Annotated in this window: 15 protein-coding genes and 1 pseudogene; 10 read left to right on the top strand and 6 right to left on the bottom strand. The window is 58.9% G+C overall.

Annotated elements, in window-relative coordinates; translation table 11 throughout:
- Positions 1-35: 35 nt before the first annotated feature.
- On the bottom strand, positions 36-1,211 hold the full coding sequence (locus AC1RKH_RS07140) for a tetratricopeptide repeat protein (RefSeq protein ID WP_493061914.1): 1,176 nt from the start codon (positions 1,209-1,211) through the stop codon (positions 36-38).
- A 309-nt stretch (positions 1,212-1,520) separates the two neighbouring features.
- Here AC1RKH_RS07140 and AC1RKH_RS07145 point away from each other — a divergent pair, with 309 nt between their 5' ends.
- The 6 genes and pseudogenes from AC1RKH_RS07145 to AC1RKH_RS07170 all read left to right on the top strand — a co-directional run bounded on the left by AC1RKH_RS07145 (position 1,521) and on the right by AC1RKH_RS07170 (position 5,109).
- Complete coding sequence (locus AC1RKH_RS07145) at positions 1,521-1,802, top strand: hypothetical protein (RefSeq protein ID WP_489111209.1); 282 nt, start codon at positions 1,521-1,523, stop codon at positions 1,800-1,802.
- Positions 1,803-2,177: 375 nt separating this feature from the next.
- Positions 2,178-2,474 carry a hypothetical protein gene (locus AC1RKH_RS07150; RefSeq protein ID WP_054595104.1) on the top strand — a complete coding sequence of 99 codons (297 nt, stop codon included), beginning with the start codon at positions 2,178-2,180 and terminating at the stop codon, positions 2,472-2,474.
- 89 nt (positions 2,475-2,563) lie between these two features.
- Positions 2,564-2,686, top strand: a pseudogene (locus AC1RKH_RS07155) (transcriptional regulator); the annotation flags it as partial.
- 89 nt (positions 2,687-2,775) lie between these two features.
- Positions 2,776-3,141 (top strand): DUF1493 family protein, encoded by a 366-nt coding sequence (locus tag AC1RKH_RS07160; RefSeq protein ID WP_493061913.1) that lies wholly within the window; start codon positions 2,776-2,778, stop codon positions 3,139-3,141.
- Positions 3,142-3,343: 202 nt separating this feature from the next.
- Positions 3,344-3,841: a helix-turn-helix domain-containing protein gene (locus AC1RKH_RS07165; protein ID WP_493061912.1), complete on the top strand. Its 498-nt coding sequence runs from the start codon at positions 3,344-3,346 to the stop codon at positions 3,839-3,841.
- A complete protein-coding gene (locus AC1RKH_RS07170; RefSeq protein WP_493061911.1) occupies positions 3,838-5,109 on the top strand; it encodes a type II toxin-antitoxin system HipA family toxin in 1,272 nt (423 codons plus the stop codon). The genes AC1RKH_RS07165 and AC1RKH_RS07170 overlap by 4 nt, the downstream gene beginning before the upstream one ends.
- Positions 5,110-5,199: 90 nt before the next feature.
- On the opposite strand, the gene AC1RKH_RS07175 is transcribed toward AC1RKH_RS07170, so the two are convergent.
- From AC1RKH_RS07175 to AC1RKH_RS07185, 3 genes are all read right to left on the bottom strand, one after another.
- The gene (locus AC1RKH_RS07175; RefSeq protein WP_493061910.1) at positions 5,200-6,741 is read right to left on the bottom strand and encodes a phosphoenolpyruvate carboxykinase; all 1,542 of its coding nucleotides are present in this window, start codon (positions 6,739-6,741) and stop codon (positions 5,200-5,202) included.
- Between the two features lie 179 nt (positions 6,742-6,920).
- Positions 6,921-7,823, bottom strand: coding sequence for an Hsp33 family molecular chaperone HslO (hslO, locus tag AC1RKH_RS07180; RefSeq protein WP_123427203.1), 903 nt, complete (start codon positions 7,821-7,823; stop codon positions 6,921-6,923).
- Positions 7,824-8,006: 183 nt separating this feature from the next.
- Entirely contained in the window at positions 8,007-8,414 is a 408-nt protein-coding gene (locus AC1RKH_RS07185; protein WP_054595099.1) for an RNA-binding S4 domain-containing protein, read from the bottom strand.
- Between the two features lie 219 nt (positions 8,415-8,633).
- Here AC1RKH_RS07185 and rimB point away from each other — a divergent pair, with 219 nt between their 5' ends.
- Both rimB and rimK read left to right on the top strand, forming a co-directional pair.
- A complete protein-coding gene (gene rimB / locus AC1RKH_RS07190; protein ID WP_123427205.1) occupies positions 8,634-9,116 on the top strand; it encodes a retropepsin-like aspartic endopeptidase RimB in 483 nt (160 codons plus the stop codon).
- Positions 9,113-10,018 (top strand): 30S ribosomal protein S6--L-glutamate ligase, encoded by a 906-nt coding sequence (gene rimK / locus AC1RKH_RS07195; protein WP_123427207.1) that lies wholly within the window; start codon positions 9,113-9,115, stop codon positions 10,016-10,018. Before rimB ends, rimK begins: the two co-directional genes overlap by 4 nt.
- 156 nt (positions 10,019-10,174) lie before the next feature.
- Here rimK and AC1RKH_RS07200 read toward each other — a convergent pair whose 3' ends face one another.
- Positions 10,175-11,488, bottom strand: coding sequence for an ATP-binding protein (locus AC1RKH_RS07200; protein WP_123427209.1), 1,314 nt, complete (start codon positions 11,486-11,488; stop codon positions 10,175-10,177).
- A 108-nt stretch (positions 11,489-11,596) separates the two neighbouring features.
- Positions 11,597-12,337 (bottom strand): osmolarity response regulator transcription factor OmpR, encoded by a 741-nt coding sequence (ompR, locus tag AC1RKH_RS07205; protein ID WP_123427210.1) that lies wholly within the window; start codon positions 12,335-12,337, stop codon positions 11,597-11,599.
- 359 nt (positions 12,338-12,696) lie between these two features.
- Between ompR and AC1RKH_RS07210 the strand changes: the two genes are divergently transcribed.
- Positions 12,697-15,021 carry a Tex family protein gene (locus AC1RKH_RS07210; protein ID WP_493061909.1) on the top strand — a complete coding sequence of 775 codons (2,325 nt, stop codon included), beginning with the start codon at positions 12,697-12,699 and terminating at the stop codon, positions 15,019-15,021.
- Positions 15,021-15,404: a PaaI family thioesterase gene (locus tag AC1RKH_RS07215; RefSeq protein ID WP_493061908.1), complete on the top strand. Its 384-nt coding sequence runs from the start codon at positions 15,021-15,023 to the stop codon at positions 15,402-15,404. Before AC1RKH_RS07210 ends, AC1RKH_RS07215 begins: the two co-directional genes overlap by 1 nt.
- Positions 15,405-15,545 lie beyond the last annotated feature (141 nt).

Consider the following 15,545-nt stretch of genomic DNA (forward strand, 5'->3'; position numbering starts at 1 on the left):
GCGGCGCGGTGTGGGGTCAACTCAACGCAAACCGATCAGCGGTTTTGCACGCGCTCGATCGCCTTGTCATACACCGGGTTGGCTTTTTCCTGCTTGGCCAACTGGTAATGACGCAATGCGTCGGGGAACTGATTCGCCGCTTCATAGATACGGGCGATGTTGTAGTAGGAACTGGCGCGAACAGTGGCAGCCGAATTGCCGCTGGCCAGTGCGATAGCCTTGCGGTTGGCCCAGATCGACTCGGCGGTGTTGCCGGCCTTCTGATACGCCAGACCCAAGTTGCTGTAGGCCTGACCAAAGCCGTTGTTCAAGTCGATAGCCTGACGATAGAAGTCGATCGCCTGCGGCAGATCGCCGGCGTGGTAGGCCGCTTCGCCTTTCTGGTTCAGGTTTTTCGCATCCGTCTGCGCCGAAGCACTGACCGCCACGGCGGTAACGGCCACGCTGTCATCGAGCAACGGCGAGACTTCGTTCAAAACGTTCTTGGCATCGACCTGGGAGCCCGTGAAGCTGTTGATGTCCTGGAAGTCGCCATTGCCGGTCATGCGGAACACGGTCCACAGGTTGCCACTGCGGTTTTGCGGCACGTAATAAGTGCGCACCAGCGACTGGCCCATGTACACGAACACTTTGGCCTGGCTATTGGAGAGTGCATGCGAATTCGGGTTGCTGCTATTGCTGAAGTCATGCACCGCGTAGACGTAGCTCTCGCCGTAGTGCTTCTTCTCCAGGGTGATGGTTTCCGGGCCGTAGCTGTCGGTGTCATCTACATCCAGGTTGGCATCGTCGCCATGCTGGCTGCCGAAGTAGATGTTGTTGCCGGGGAAGATCATGTGCGAGTCGAGGTCGGACGGGGTCGCGCCCCAGGTCAGCACCACACGCAGGCCGTCGAGGTTGGTCATCACCGGGCTGATGGCGTAGGTCATGCCCTTGCATGGGCACTTGACCACCAGGTTGGAGTAACCCGGTTTCTTGATGATCAGCAGGTTGCTGGCGTCATCGGCAAAATCGGCGGTCAGGCTGACCTGACCCTGCGCATTGGTGCGCCCCACCACATTCTGCGCGCCGTTGCGTTGCAACAGCACTTCAGCGTCGGCGATCTTCTGATCCTTGACCACCGCACTCAACACCTCAATCGGCAGTTGTTCAGCCTGCGCCGAGCCAAAAGCGGCCCACAGCGACAAAATCGAAGCCATACGAAGCAATCGCATACCTAATTCCCTTTAAGTGTTTAAACAGACGTCTAGAAACGTCCTACGGATTCTGGCGCGCACCATACAGAAATTTGCCGCGTTTCGCCTGACAATCGCGTAGGAAATTCGACCTCTAGGGGAATCGCTGAAAAGAACCTCGGGTAGCACGTAGTCCTAAGCCTTGCGAACAAGTAAACCCCCTACACAACCTGTCCATTCAGGCTGTCTTGCGAGACTTCCGGGTCGGGTTCTATAGTTTGCGGCGCGGCTAAACCCCGTGTGTCGGCCTGCAGGAGCGACGTCGCAACTTCCTACAGGACACGTTCAATGAACCCGCACGATCCGTCTAACAACCGCTATCGCCCACTCAAAACCAGCTACAGCGAAACCCCGGTTCTGGTCATCGACACCGAGGCCAACCCCCACGCTATCCTGGACGCCGCCCGACAACGCATCCGCGCCTCCAGCGACCTGCTCGAAACGCTTTATTGCCTGTGCTTCAAGCAAGCGGATGTGAAAGACATTCCGAATATCGTCAATGCGCTTTATCTGCTGACTCAGGATGGGAGTGAATTGCTTGAGGTGGCTCGGCAGCGGATGACGAGGTGAAAACGTAGCCAATAAAGGGTAATGCAGTGGCAACCCCAAAAGATCGCAGCCTTCGGCAGCTCCTACGCCACCCCATCGAAGCCATACGCAAATCCGTAGGAGCTGCCGCAGGCTGCGATCTTGGCGATCCCGCACACATCGAAAATCTTCGGAAGCGTTTGATGGCTAAAAAACGAGACGTCCTACGCCGGCGGACAGACCGATAGACACGGCCTTACCAATCTTCGTCCCCGTCCTACAATCTCGTGCTCCTTGTCGCCTATCGCCAGCCTGCACACCACACCTATAGTCGTGACTATCGCTGCCAAATCAGCGGCTCGGGCTTGGTCACCCGGAAGAGAGGCACACATTTCCCTTAAATAGAGGCGCTCCTCAATGACCACATTAAATCCGTTTGTAGATCGCTACCGCCCACTTCAAACCAACCTCACTGACACCTCGCCCCTGATCATCGACACAGAGGCCGACCCGCAAGACATCCTCGAAGCCGCTCTGCAACGCATCCGCGCCTCCAGCGACCTGCTCGAAACCTTGCACTGCCAATGCTTCAAACACGGCGACGTCAAAGACATTCCCCACATCACCCATGCCCTATACCTGCTGACTCAAGACGGCCGCGACCTACTCCAGGTTGCCCAGCAACGCATGTTGAACTGGAAAGCGCCGGCCTGAAGTCCGAGTGAACAGATCGTTCCCACGTTCTGCGTGAGAACGATCGAACGCAAAGCGTTGACAGCCGTCATCGAACACTGGAGATAACCATGAGCATGTTTTTTGATGAGCTGATGGAAAGCGTGCAACAGATGGACGAGATCGTACGGGGTGAACGCCTACCTTCCCGCGAATTCCATATTGACGCATTGCAAGTCAAAGAAGTTCGTAAACGTGGGAACGATCAACCGCGTAGCAAGGGCCTTCCACCCAAACCCTGCGCCCCATAACATTCCTGCATGCCTCAACCGGACTGTTAACCATGAACCTCGCCCCCAACTTCCCCGACGACCACGCCATGCAGTTACTCATGCAGTTGCTGCACGAAGAACTCGGCCTGCCCGAACGTAAAACCATCAGCCTCATCACCTCGATCAATTTCGACCTCGGCTGCGACGGCTCGGACGCACGGCATCTGATGGAAGCCCTGGAAGAACAGTTCGCCATCGACTTCGTCGACTACGACGCCTATCGCTACTTTCAGCCCGAAGGCTTCGACGTGTTTCTCAAACGCAGGGCCAAGGGGCGTGGCGACAAAGTGCCACTGACCATCGGCATGCTCTACCGGGCCATCAAGACCCAACGCTGGAATACACAGGAATTGGAAGGCATTCAGTCGAACACATAAGTGGCATTATTCTGGCTGTTTAGAGCTATTTCAGCTGGAATAATGGCAGTTCCAATGGCCCGTCATATCCCAGCCCAACTGCAAAGAAGTGGGACCACGGTAAGGTGCAGGCTGATTGTGTGATTTTTGGTCAAGCGGCGGCGCTTCACTTAAGTGCTATTATTCTGGCAGTTAAAGCCTGAAAATGAAGGAATAATGGCACATGGCTAAGAAAACGGCGCCGCTCCTGCCCTCCACAAACAAGCTGCTCTCCGAGTTTGGTGAGCGCCTGAAACTTGCTCGACTACGCCGAAAACTGACTGCCAAGCAAGTGGCCGAGAGGGCTGGCATGTCACTGACCACATTGCGCTCTCTGGAGTCAGGCGGATCAGGTGTGACGATGGGCGCCTATTTGTCAGTTATGCAGGTGCTCGGTCTGGAGAAAGACTTGAACAAGCTCGCAGCCGTGGATGAGGTGGGGCGCCAACTGCAAGACGCGCAATTAATACCGGGAGCCAACCTCGCCGCCAACAAACGCCAACGAGCTCGCAGCGTGAGGCCAACAAAAACATCGTCTCTTGTTAGCGACAAGATGGCGGAAGTGATTGAAGACCCCGCCTCAAAACTGAATCTTGCCCATGATTTCCCAATCAACACCCACTCTTTATCCAGTTTGTTGACCCAGAAGAAAAAGCCTAAGCCTACGACAGGTGAAAAATGACACTGATCGCCGTGTATGCAGATTGGGAATCCTTGAACGGCCCTAGGCGTCTTGGATTCCTCCACGCCAACAAGGTCCGCTCCAACAACGTATTCGAGTTTGAGTACGACGCTGCTGCATTGGCCGATCCTGAGTTGAACTTCACATCGCTCGATCCTCGTATCGGGCTCTACGAGGGCCGACAATTCCCCGGCCAGCATCAATCACGCTTTGGCGTTTTTGCCGACTCAAGCCCGGATCGCTGGGGTCAATTGCTGATGAAACGGCGACTGGAACGAGACATCCGTGACGGGTTGGTTCCCAAAAGCAGCAAGCTGTACGAGTCGGACTTCCTTTTAGGCGTTCATGACCTTTATCGGGTCGGGGCAATCCGCTACAAGCTCAACGACGAAGGCAATTTCCTGGATGATCGCGATGGGTTGGCCGCCCCACCCTTCGTCGAGTTGCGCGCCCTGGAGGAAGCAAGTCGTGCCTTGGAAAACGACCCGGATAACACGTCGCCAGATGGGCGCGAGTGGCTGAGAATGCTGATTGCGCCAGGTGGTTCACTGGGAGGTGCCAGACCCAAGGCCAGCGTTGCTGACGAGCAGGGTCATTTGTGGATTGCCAAGTTCCCAAGTACCCGCGATGAGTACGACGTCGGCGGTTGGGAAATGGTGGTGAATGCCTTGGCGAGTCGTTGTGGATTGCGGGTCGCGAACGGAAGTGCACGCCGCTTCGCAAGCGATCATCACTGCTTCATGGTCAAGCGCTTCGACCGAACCGAAAATGGTGGGCGGCTGCACTTCGCCTCAGCCATGACCATGACCGACCGAGTTGACGGCGACGACGCATCGGTAGGTGCCAGCTATCTGGAATTGGCTGAGGTGCTCATTAACCACGGTTCAGAAACCAAGGCAGATCTTCGCGAGCTGTGGTCCCGCATCGTGTTCAACATCCTAGTATCCAATACCGATGACCACCTGCGCAACCATGGTTTTATCCTTGATACCGGCCGGGGATGGCGCCTGTCTGACGCCTACGATATGAACCCTGTAGCACACGCTGACGGATTGAAACTCAACATCACCGACTCCGACAACGCCTTGGATCTTGAACTCGCTCGCGAGGTCGCAGAGTACTTCCGTGTCAGCCGCAAAGACGCAGACGAAATTATTGAGAACTTCCAAGAAGTGGTCAGCCAATGGCCGACAGTGGCTAACGCTATAGGGCTATCCAAGCGTGAACAAGACAACATGGCTCCCGCGTTTCGGCTTTCCGTCAATTAAGGTCCCTGGCATGGGCTTCGTTCGGACAGCGCTCACAAAAAAGCCGCCCCTAAGGGCGGCTTTCTCTTACCTCAAACCACTACCGAATCATTACAACTTCGGCCCAGCAGCCTTGATCGCGTCGCTCACTTCAAACTTCTTGAAGTTCTCAACGAACAACCCAGCCAACGCCTTGGCAGCCTCATCGTAAGCAGCCTTGTCAGCCCAGGTGTTACGTGGGTTCAACAGGCCGGTTTCAACGCCTGGCACAGCCAGTGGCACGTCGAGGTTGATGGTGTCGAGGTGTTCGGTGGCTGCACCGATCAACGCGCCGCTCTGGATCGCTGCGATCACGCCGCGAGTGGTCGGGATGTTGAAGCGTTTGCCGACGCCGTAGCCGCCGCCGGTCCAGCCGGTGTTGACCAGATAGACCTTGGAGCCGAAGCCGCGGATGCGCTTGATCAGCAGCTCTGCGTATTCGCCAGCCGGACGCGGGAAGAACGGTGCGCCGAAGCAGGTGGAGAAGGTCGACTTGATGCCGCTGCCCGAACCCATTTCGGTCGAGCCCACCAGTGCGGTGTAGCCGGACAGGAAGTGGTAGGCCGCTTGTTCTTCATTGAGGATCGACACTGGCGGCAGCACGCCGGTCAGGTCGCACGTCAGGAAGATCACTGCGTTTGGCTCGCCGCCCAGGTTCTTCTCGGAACGCTTGGCAACGTGCTCCAGCGGGTAGGCGGCGCGGCTGTTCTGGGTCAGGCTGACATCGGTGTAGTCGGCGTGTTTGGCGTCGTCGATAACAACGTTTTCCAGGACTGCGCCGTGCTTGATGGCTTTCCAGATGACCGGCTCGTTCTTCTCGGACAGGTCGATGCACTTGGCATAGCAACCGCCTTCGATGTTGAACACCACGCCCTCGCCCCAGCCGTGCTCGTCGTCACCGATCAGGTAACGGCTTTCGTCGGCAGACAGGGTGGTCTTGCCGGTGCCGGACAGACCGAAGAACAGGGTCACGTCGCCCTCTTCGCCGATGTTGGCGGCGCAGTGCATTGGCAGCACGTCGACGGCCGGCAGCAGGAAGTTCTGCACCGAGAACATGGCTTTCTTCATTTCACCGGCGTAACGCATGCCGGCGAGCAGCACTTTCTTCTGGGCGAAGTTGATGATCACGCAGCCGTCGGAGTTGGTGCCGTCACGCTCTGGCACGCACTCGAAGTTGGCGACGTTGAGAACTTGCCACTCTTCACGACCGGCCGGGTTGTACTGGGCCGGGTTGATGAACAGGCAACGACCGAACAGGTTCTGCCAGGCAGTCTGGGTGGTCATTTTTACGGCCAGGTAATGCTCTTCAGCCGAACCTACGTGCACGTGGGAAACGAAATGCTCTTGCGCGTTGTTGAACGCCTCAACACGAGCCCACAGGGCATCGAACTTGTCGGCCGGGAACTTGCGGTTGATCGGGCCCCAGGCGATGGCTGCCTGAGTGGTTGGCTCTTCAACGATGAAACGGTCGACTGGCGAGCGACCGGTACGGTGACCGGTGCGAACGACCAGCGCGCCGGTATCGGCAAGCTCGCCCTCACCGCGACTCAGGGCTTCTTTAACCAGATCGTCAACACTCAGATCGGTGTACACAGCATTATTGGCTTGCGTCATGAGGTTCCCCGTCGGCCAGTGGCCGAGTGCTCCAAACGTTTTGTAGTAGAAAGTCGCGCACTACTACCGCTAAAAAAGTGGGCCGGATTATGCCAGAAAAGCCTGAAAAGAGTAGGGTCCTCCCGTCAGGACGGCGTTATTCCGGCGTTTACCAGTGAATTTACCTGCGCTGAAGCGTTTTAGTGACGAGTATCTGACGGTGTATCCACACCCGCTCCAGCGAACAATTGGGTGATATCGGCCGCATCGAACAGGTAGCGCTGGTTACAGAACTGGCAGTCGATCTCGATGCGGCCACCGTGCTCGATCACCAGTGCCTGGGCATCCTCCAGACCCAGGCTGACCAGGGCATTGCCCGAACGCTCACGCGAGCAGCTGCAACGGAAGCGTAGTTTCTGCACGTCAAACAGGCGCACCTGCTCTTCGTGGTAGAGACGATGCAAGATAGTTTCGTTGTCCAGGCTCAGCAATTCATCGGCGGTCAGGGTGCTGCCCAGCGCGGTGATGTGCTGCCAGCTGGCGGCGCGTTCTTCTTCATCTTTCAGGCGATCGGCCGGCAGTTGTTGCAGCAGCAGACCACGGGCGCGACGGCCATCGGCGTGCAGCCAGAAGCGTGTGCCGACTTGCTGGGACATGACGAAATAGTTGGTGAAGCATTCCGACAGGGTCCCGCCATCAAGGTCGACGATGCCTTGGTAACGCTGGCCTTGGGTCGGGTCGACGGTGAGCGCCAGTACGCCGTTGGGCATCATGTCGGCCAGGGTCGCATCGGCAGCGATCAGGTCTGCGTCATAACGGGCCAGACCACGGATTTCACGCTCGCTGGAGCATTCGATCATCAGCAACGACACCGGACCTTCGGAACGCGCCTGCAGGATCAGCAAGCCATCGAACTTCAAGGTGCCGACCAGCAGCGCCGCAGCCGCCATCAACTCGCCGAGCAGTTGTGCGACCGGCTCCGGATAGGGGTGTTTGGCGAGGACTTCGGCATAGCTACGCTCCAACGCCACCAGTTCGCCGCGGGTGTCGCTGTCATCGAAGATGAAGCGTTGGGTGTAGTCGGTATCCGGTAGATCAGTCATAGGTCTGGGTATCTGAAGTGAAAACTAAAGGATGACAAGGGCTGAAAATCGCGCCTTGCGCACCGTTTCGGTGCGTTAATGTTGGCCATGACAGGCATTTTATGAACAATCCGGGTTTGTTCCAAGCAAGGTCGAACCGCGGCGTATTGACGCTGTGTAATGTAGTCCAGTCAGAACGCCAACTTACTCGCCAGCATTCCCTCCATGAAACTTGAACAGATCCCGGCGCTGCTTCTTGCTCGGCTTGCCGTCGGTACTGACGCCCAAGGCACCGGCCTTGCGCTGGGCTGCGGCGTTTTCGCGTTTGGCGATGCTGGCTTCGGTCTCAACGTACAACGTCTGGGCCTCGGGGGCACCACGACGGACGATCGATAATGCCTGGACCACCACGGTACGCTCATCGAAACCGGCGCGGATCTGAAACTCGTCGCCAATCCTCGGTTCTTTGCCCGGTTTGCAGCGCTCACCCCGGCAATGCACCTTGCCGCTCTCAATGGCTGCCTTGGCCAACGCGCGGGTTTTGTAAAAACGCGCTGCCCACAACCACTTATCGAGACGGACTTTGTCGTCCTCTTCGTTTTTTTGTGCCATGGGTTTTCCTCATTCTGAAATATTTCTGAACTGTACTACCGTTTCTGTCGTGCCATGATTTTCACCGGTTCAGCATACAATGCGCGACGCTTTTGAGCTGAGCTCAGGGGCACGCAATCCGGGCCGTAGATATCTGTCGCCTTTTACCTATTATTCTGCGTGAATACCGCAAATTCGGCCGCTTTGCGGTGCGAACGGTTCCTCACCGGTTGAGCACATTTGAAGACATTTGACCATTTGACCGTTGTGGGTCTTCGCGAGTGGGTGGCGCTTCCTGGTTTGGGAGTCGCGGGCCTGCGGGCGAAGATCGACACCGGTGCCAGCACCTCCACCCTGCATGCCACCGAAATCGAGCCGTTCGAGCGCGACGGGGAAACGTGGGTGCGTTTCAACGCGCACCTGGGCACGGTGGTGCAGCTGCGTCATCGCCGCTGTGAAGCGCCGCTGGTGACGATGAAAACCATTAAAAGCTCCAACGGCCAGGCGCAGGTGCGTTACGTGATCAGTACCACCCTGGCGCTCGGCGATCGGGTTTGGCGAGTGGAGTTCACCCTCGCCTGCCGCAAGTCCATGCGTTATCGCCTGTTACTCGGTTCCAAAGCCCTGATCGACGGCCAGCTGGTGGTCAATCCGGGCATTAAATACGTTCAAGACAAGCCGGTGTTCCCGGTGTCCACTACCTCTTCCACAGGTGTTGCATGAAGATCGCTGTGCTGTCGCGGAACCCGCGTCTGTATTCCACTCGTCGTTTGGTTGAGGCCGGCACCGAACGCGGCCATGAGATGGTGGTAGTCGACACTCTGCGCGCCTATATGAACATTGCCAGTCATAAGCCGCAGATCCACTACCGCGGCAAGCCGCTGGAAGGCTTCGACGCAGTGATCCCACGGATCGGTGCATCGGTGACGTTTTATGGTTGCGCGGTATTGCGCCAGTTCGAAATGATGGGCGTGTTCCCGCTCAACGAGTCGGTGGCCATTGCCCGCTCGCGCGACAAACTGCGTTCGCTGCAATTGCTTTCGCGTCGCGGTATCGGTTTGCCGGTCACCGGTTTTGCTCACTCACCGGACGACATTCCCGACTTGATCGATATGGTCAACGGCGCGCCACTGGTGATCAAGGTGCTGGAAGGCACTCAGGGCATCGGCGTGGTGATGTGTGAAACGGCCACGGCGGCGGAGTCGGTGATCGAGGCGTTCATGGGCCTCAAGCAGAACATCATGGTTCAGGAGTACATCAAGGAAGCCGGTGGCGCGGACATTCGCTGCTTCGTAGTGGGCGACAAAGTGATCGCCGCGATGAAGCGTCAGGCCAAGCCCGGCGAGTTCCGCTCCAACCTGCACCGTGGCGGCAGCGCCAGCCTGATCAAGATCACCCCGGAAGAACGCATGACTGCTCTGCGTGCGGCCAAGGTCATGGGGCTGAGCGTCGCGGGCGTGGATATCTTGCGTTCCAACCACGGGCCGCTGGTGATGGAAGTGAACTCGTCGCCGGGCCTGGAAGGGATCGAAACCACCACCAGCAAAGACGTGGCGGGGATCATCATTGAGCACCTTGAGAAGAACGGCGGGCCGAATATGACGCGGACCAAGGGTAAGGGTTGACCTCAAGCTGTTCGTTGGCAGGGACGCCGCCATCGCGAGCAAGCTCGCTCCCACATTTTGATCTTCAGCGAACACACTATTGTGTACGACCGAGATCCCTGTGGGAGCGAGCTTGCTCGCGAAGAGGCCCTAAGTCCCAACAACAATGCTGGCTTCTTAAACAGCATCCCTCGGCAACATCAACCCAAGCGGCAATCGCACCCGCGCTTCCAACCCGCCACCGGAGCGGTTGCGCAGTTCAACATTGCCGCCATGCATCGAAGCAATCCGCTTGACGATAGCCAGCCCCAACCCGGTGCCCTTGCCGCCCCGCGCGCGATCGCCACGGGTGAAGGGGTTGAAGATCGCTTCCAGTTCTGACGGATCGATCCCGGCGCCACGGTCCATGACGCTCAGCACCACATACGGCGCGCTGACATCTCCCGAGACATACGCCGCCACCTCAACGCCGCTACCGGCGTGATGCAAGGCGTTGCCAATCAGGTTGTTCAAGAGGCGTTTCATCGATACCCGACGCAACGGGAACGGCTGAATCGGCTCCAGACGCAAGCGCACCCGCTCCTCGTTCTGGTTGTAAGGCGCCGCCACTTCACGCACCAGATCACTCAGGTCGACCTCTTCGACCGACTCGTCCCGACCATCGCGAATGAACGCCAGGAACTGGTCGAGAATCGCGTCCATGTCTTCGATGTCGCGCACCATGTCGTCGCTCAGGTCGCTGTGGTTGCCCATCAGCTCCAGCGACAGACGCAAGCGGGTCAGCGGTGTGCGCAGGTCATGCGATACCCCCGCGAGCATCAATTCACGCTCGCGACCGGCTTGTTCGACGTCTTCCGCCATCTGGTTGAACGCTCGGTAGACCTCGGTCATTTCACTCGGGGTATCGCTGATCGGCAGACGCACGCTGCGCCCCTGACCCAGTTGCCGGGCGGCATCGACCAGACGCTTGAGTGGCTGATTGAGCTGGCTGACGAAAATCCACGCCGACGCGGTGGATAACAAACCGATGGCGAGGAACCAGCCGAGTACGTTCCAGATCTTCTGGCCACGCAACGGATGCGGATACAGCGGTACTTTCAGCCAGCCATCGCCCAGGCTTGGTGCCCGGACCCAGAGCGCCGGCGGTGAATGCATGCGTAATCGCACTTCAGTGTCGGCGCCCAACTCGGCCTGCATCTGTCGTTGGTAGATTTCACTGTAGGGCCAATGCTGCTCGCCCTCGGGAACACCGGCGCCCACCACACGGATCAGTGTCGCGGCATCGGCAATCTTCGCTCGGTTTTCTTCGTCCGCGGCCCAGTAGGCACGCAAGGTCAGCGCGACGCCGTGGCTGTATTGGCGATCTACCAGCACGTCCTCGTTCATCAACAGATAAACCAGGGTCAGCGCCTTGGAAAACAGCACGACGATCAGCACCAGCCAGAGGGTGCGAGCGAAAAAACTCTGGGGGAACCACACGGGGGTTTTCATAGACAACCGCTACACACTTTGCAGGAGCGAGCGAGGCTCGCAGAATTGCGGATCGCGAATCAACCGGGTGACGCATTAACCGGCTGACCCGCTCCTACAAATCACCGATCACTTGGTCGCGGTGCCGTCCGGAACGAACACGTAACCTACGCCCCAGACCGTTTGAATGTAGCGTGGTTTCGACGGATCAGGCTCGATCATCCGGCGCAGGCGGGAAATCTGGACGTCGATGGAACGCTCCAGGGCATCCCATTCGCGGCCACGGGCCAGGTTCATCAGCTTGTCGCGAGTCAGCGGTTGACGCGCGTTCATCACCAACGCCTTGAGGACCGCGAACTCACCGGTGGTGAGCATGTGTACTTCGTCGCCGCGCTTGAGTTCACGGGTCGCCAAAGACAATTCGTAATCACCGAAGGTCACGCTTTCGTCTTCGCTGCCCGGCGCGCCCGGCACCGGCGCCGCTTGACGACGCAGGACCGCTTTGACCCGCGCCATCAGCTCGTCCGGGTTGAACGGCTTGGCCAGGTAATCGTCGGCGCCCAGTTCCAGGCCTTTGATCCGGCTCAACTCGTCGCCCTTGGCGGTGAGCATGATGATCGGAATCTGATTGTTCGCGCCGCGCAGACGGCGGCAGGCGGTCAGGCCGTCTTCGCCGGGCAACATCAGGTCGAGGACGACCAGGTTGAACACTTCACGCGCCAGCAGACGATCCATCTGTTCGGTGTTCGGTACGGCGCGGGCACGGTAGCCCTTGCTGACGAAAAAACGTTCCAGCAGGCTGCTGAGCCCTGGATCGTCGTCAACGATAAGAATTTTTTCGCCTTCAGCAGTTTGTGCAGTGCTGCTCATTGGATGCTCCTTTGATCTCGGTGCGCATTATGGCGTAGCTGCCGTTATACGCACCGTGTGCATTGTTAGCAGATTTTTCCTGTGCCGCCAGCGATACGGCCTTTATGCCTACAGCCTGCGATGCCCCCATCGGGCAGAACGGCGGTTATAATGCGCGGCCTTTTGTGTCGGGCAACGTCTGATCGTTACTGTCAGTGGCGGCTTTTTATTTTTACGCCCGGCAGTAATTTTTCGATTCCACGGGTCAATGGGATGCCTTTTGATCCAGGTAGCGGCGCTGGCCAGGCCGCTCAACCAGACTCGCCGGGCCTTATTCCCTGCGCCCGCGAGCCTGCTTTCACAATTTGTCAGGTGGTTTTATGGACAGCATCAACAGCCGCATCGCCGAGGAACTCGGTGTACGCCCACAACAGGTCGAAGCGGCCGTCGCGCTACTCGATGAAGGCTCCACGGTGCCCTTCATCGCCCGCTACCGGAAAGAAGTGACCGGCAGCCTCGATGACATCCAGTTGCGGCACCTGGAAGAGCGTCTGCGCTACCTGCGAGAACTCGACGAACGGCGCATCAGCATCCTCGCCAGCATCGAAGAGCAAGGCAAGCTGACCCCGCAATTGGAACGCGACATCAAGCTCGCCGACACCAAGACCCGCCTCGAAGACTTGTACCTGCCGTACAAGCAGAAGCGCCGCACCAAGGGCCAGATCGCCCTGGAAGCCGGCCTCGGCGAACTGGCCGACGGCCTGTTCAACGACCCGAGCCTGACGCCAGACACCGAAGCCGCACGCTTCGTCGACGCCGAAAAAGGCGTGGCGGACGTGAAAGCGGCCCTCGAAGGCGCCAAATACATCCTCATGGAACGCTTCGCCGAAGACGCCAACCTGCTCGACAAGCTGCGCGGCTACCTGAAGCAGGAAGCCACGCTCAGTGCCCGCGTGATCGCTGGCAAGGAAGAGGAAGGCGCCAAGTTCCGCGATTACTTCGAACACGACGAACCGCTGAAAAGCATGCCGTCGCACCGCGCCCTGGCAATTTTCCGTGGCCGCAACGAAGGCATCCTCAGCTCCGCACTGAAGGTCGGTGACGAACTGCCGGGCACCATGCACCCGTGCGAAGGCATGATCGGTCAGCAATTCGGTATCGCCAACCAGAACCGCCCGGCCGATAAATGGCTCGGTGAAGTGGTGCGCTGGACCTGGAAGGTCAAGCTCTACACGCACCTGGAAACCGACCTGCTCGGTGAGCTGCGTGACGGCGCCGAGACAGAAGCGATCAACGTCTTCGCGCACAACCTGCACGACTTGCTGCTGGCAGCTCCAGCCGGCCCACGCGCCACGCTGGGCCTGGACCCGGGCCTGCGCACCGGTTGCAAGGTCGCGGTGGTCGACTCCACCGGCAAGCTGCTGGACCACGCCACGGTTTACCCGCACGTGCCGCACAACAAGTGGGACCAGACCATCGCCGTGCTCGCCGCCCTGTGCGCCAAGCACTCGGTGGACCTGATCGCTATCGGCAATGGCACCGCCAGCCGTGAAACCGACAAACTCGCCGCTGACCTGATCAAAAAATACCCGGCGATGAAAATGACCAAGGTCATGGTCTCCGAAGCCGGCGCTTCGGTGTACTCGGCCTCGGAACTGGCCTCCAAGGAATTCCCGGACCTCGACGTGTCGATCCGTGGCGCAGTGTCGATTGCCCGTCGCTTGCAGGATCCGCTGGCCGAGCTGGTGAAAATCGATCCGAAATCCATCGGTGTCGGCCAGTACCAGCACGACGTGTCGCAACTGAAGCTGGCGCGTGGCCTGGACGCGGTGGTCGAGGACTGCGTGAACGCCGTCGGCGTCGACGTGAACACCGCCTCCGTCGCACTGCTGGCCCGCATCTCCGGCCTCAACGCGACCCTGGCGCAGAACATCGTGACCCATCGCGATGAAAACGGCGCCTTCAAAACCCGCGCTGCGTTGAAAAAAGTCGCCCGTCTCGGCGAAAAGACCTTCGAACAAGCCGCCGGCTTCCTGCGTGTGATGAACGGCGACAACCCGCTGGACTCCTCCGCGGTTCACCCGGAAGCCTATCCGCTGGTGCAACGCATCGCCGCTGAAACCGACCGCGACATCCGCTCGCTGATCGGCGACGCCGCTTTCCTCAAGCGTCTCGATCCGAAGAAGTACACCGATGAAACCTTCGGTCTGCCAACGGTCACCGACATCCTCCAGGAACTGGAGAAGCCGGGCCGCGACCCGCGTCCGGAGTTCAAGACCGCCGAGTTCCAGGAAGGCGTCGAAGACCTCAAGGACTTGCAACTGGGGATGATCCTCGAGGGTGTGGTGACCAACGTGACCAACTTCGGCGCTTTCGTCGATATCGGCGTGCATCAGGACGGTTTGGTGCATATCTCCGCGCTTTCCGAGAAGTTCATCAAGGATCCGCGTGAAGCGGTGAAGGCCGGCGACGTGGTCAAGGTCAAGGTCATGGAAGTCGACATCCCGCGTAAACGCGTTGGCCTGTCGATGCGCATGAGCGACACCCCGGGCGAGAAGATCGACGGCGCTCGTGGCGCGCGTCCAGGTTCGGCGCCGCGTCAGTCTTCGAGCACCGCACCGCGCAAAGAAACCACGGCAGCGGCTCCGAGCAACAACGCCATGGCGTCGCTGTTCGCCAATGCCAAGCAGTTGAAGAAGCGCTGATGGAGGTCCCTGCGGGGTTGACCGAAAGCGCTTTTTTCAAGCTGCTGGGTTGCCGTTTGCACAGCCTTGAGGTCGGGGCGGCGCAAGTCGCCCTGGCCCTTGAGCCTGAGCTGCGCAATCGCGGTGGCAAGCTGCACGGCGGGGCGTTGTTCAGTCTGGTGGACATTGCCATGGGGCTGGCCTGTTCCAGCTCCCATGGTTTTGACCAGCAGAGCGCGACCATCGAGTGCAAGATCAACTACATCCGCGCCGTGGCTGAAGGCGAGGTGATGTGCACGGCGCGGGTCATTCACCCGGGCCGGCGCACGCTGGTGGTTGAAGCGGATGTGATGCAAGGCGACAAATTGGTCGCAAAAGCACAAGGCACGTTCGCTGTCCTGTAGCTCCCTGTCATCAATTTGAGTTAATTTCGGCGCTGCGAAAACTGTGGGAGCGAGCCTGCTCGCGATGGCGGTGTGTCAGACGACCTAGATGTTGACTGACCGTCCCTCATCGCGAGCAGGCTCGCTCCCACAGGGATTGTG

It is taken from the genome of Pseudomonas sp. GW822-FHT06B12 (assembly GCF_058799675.1).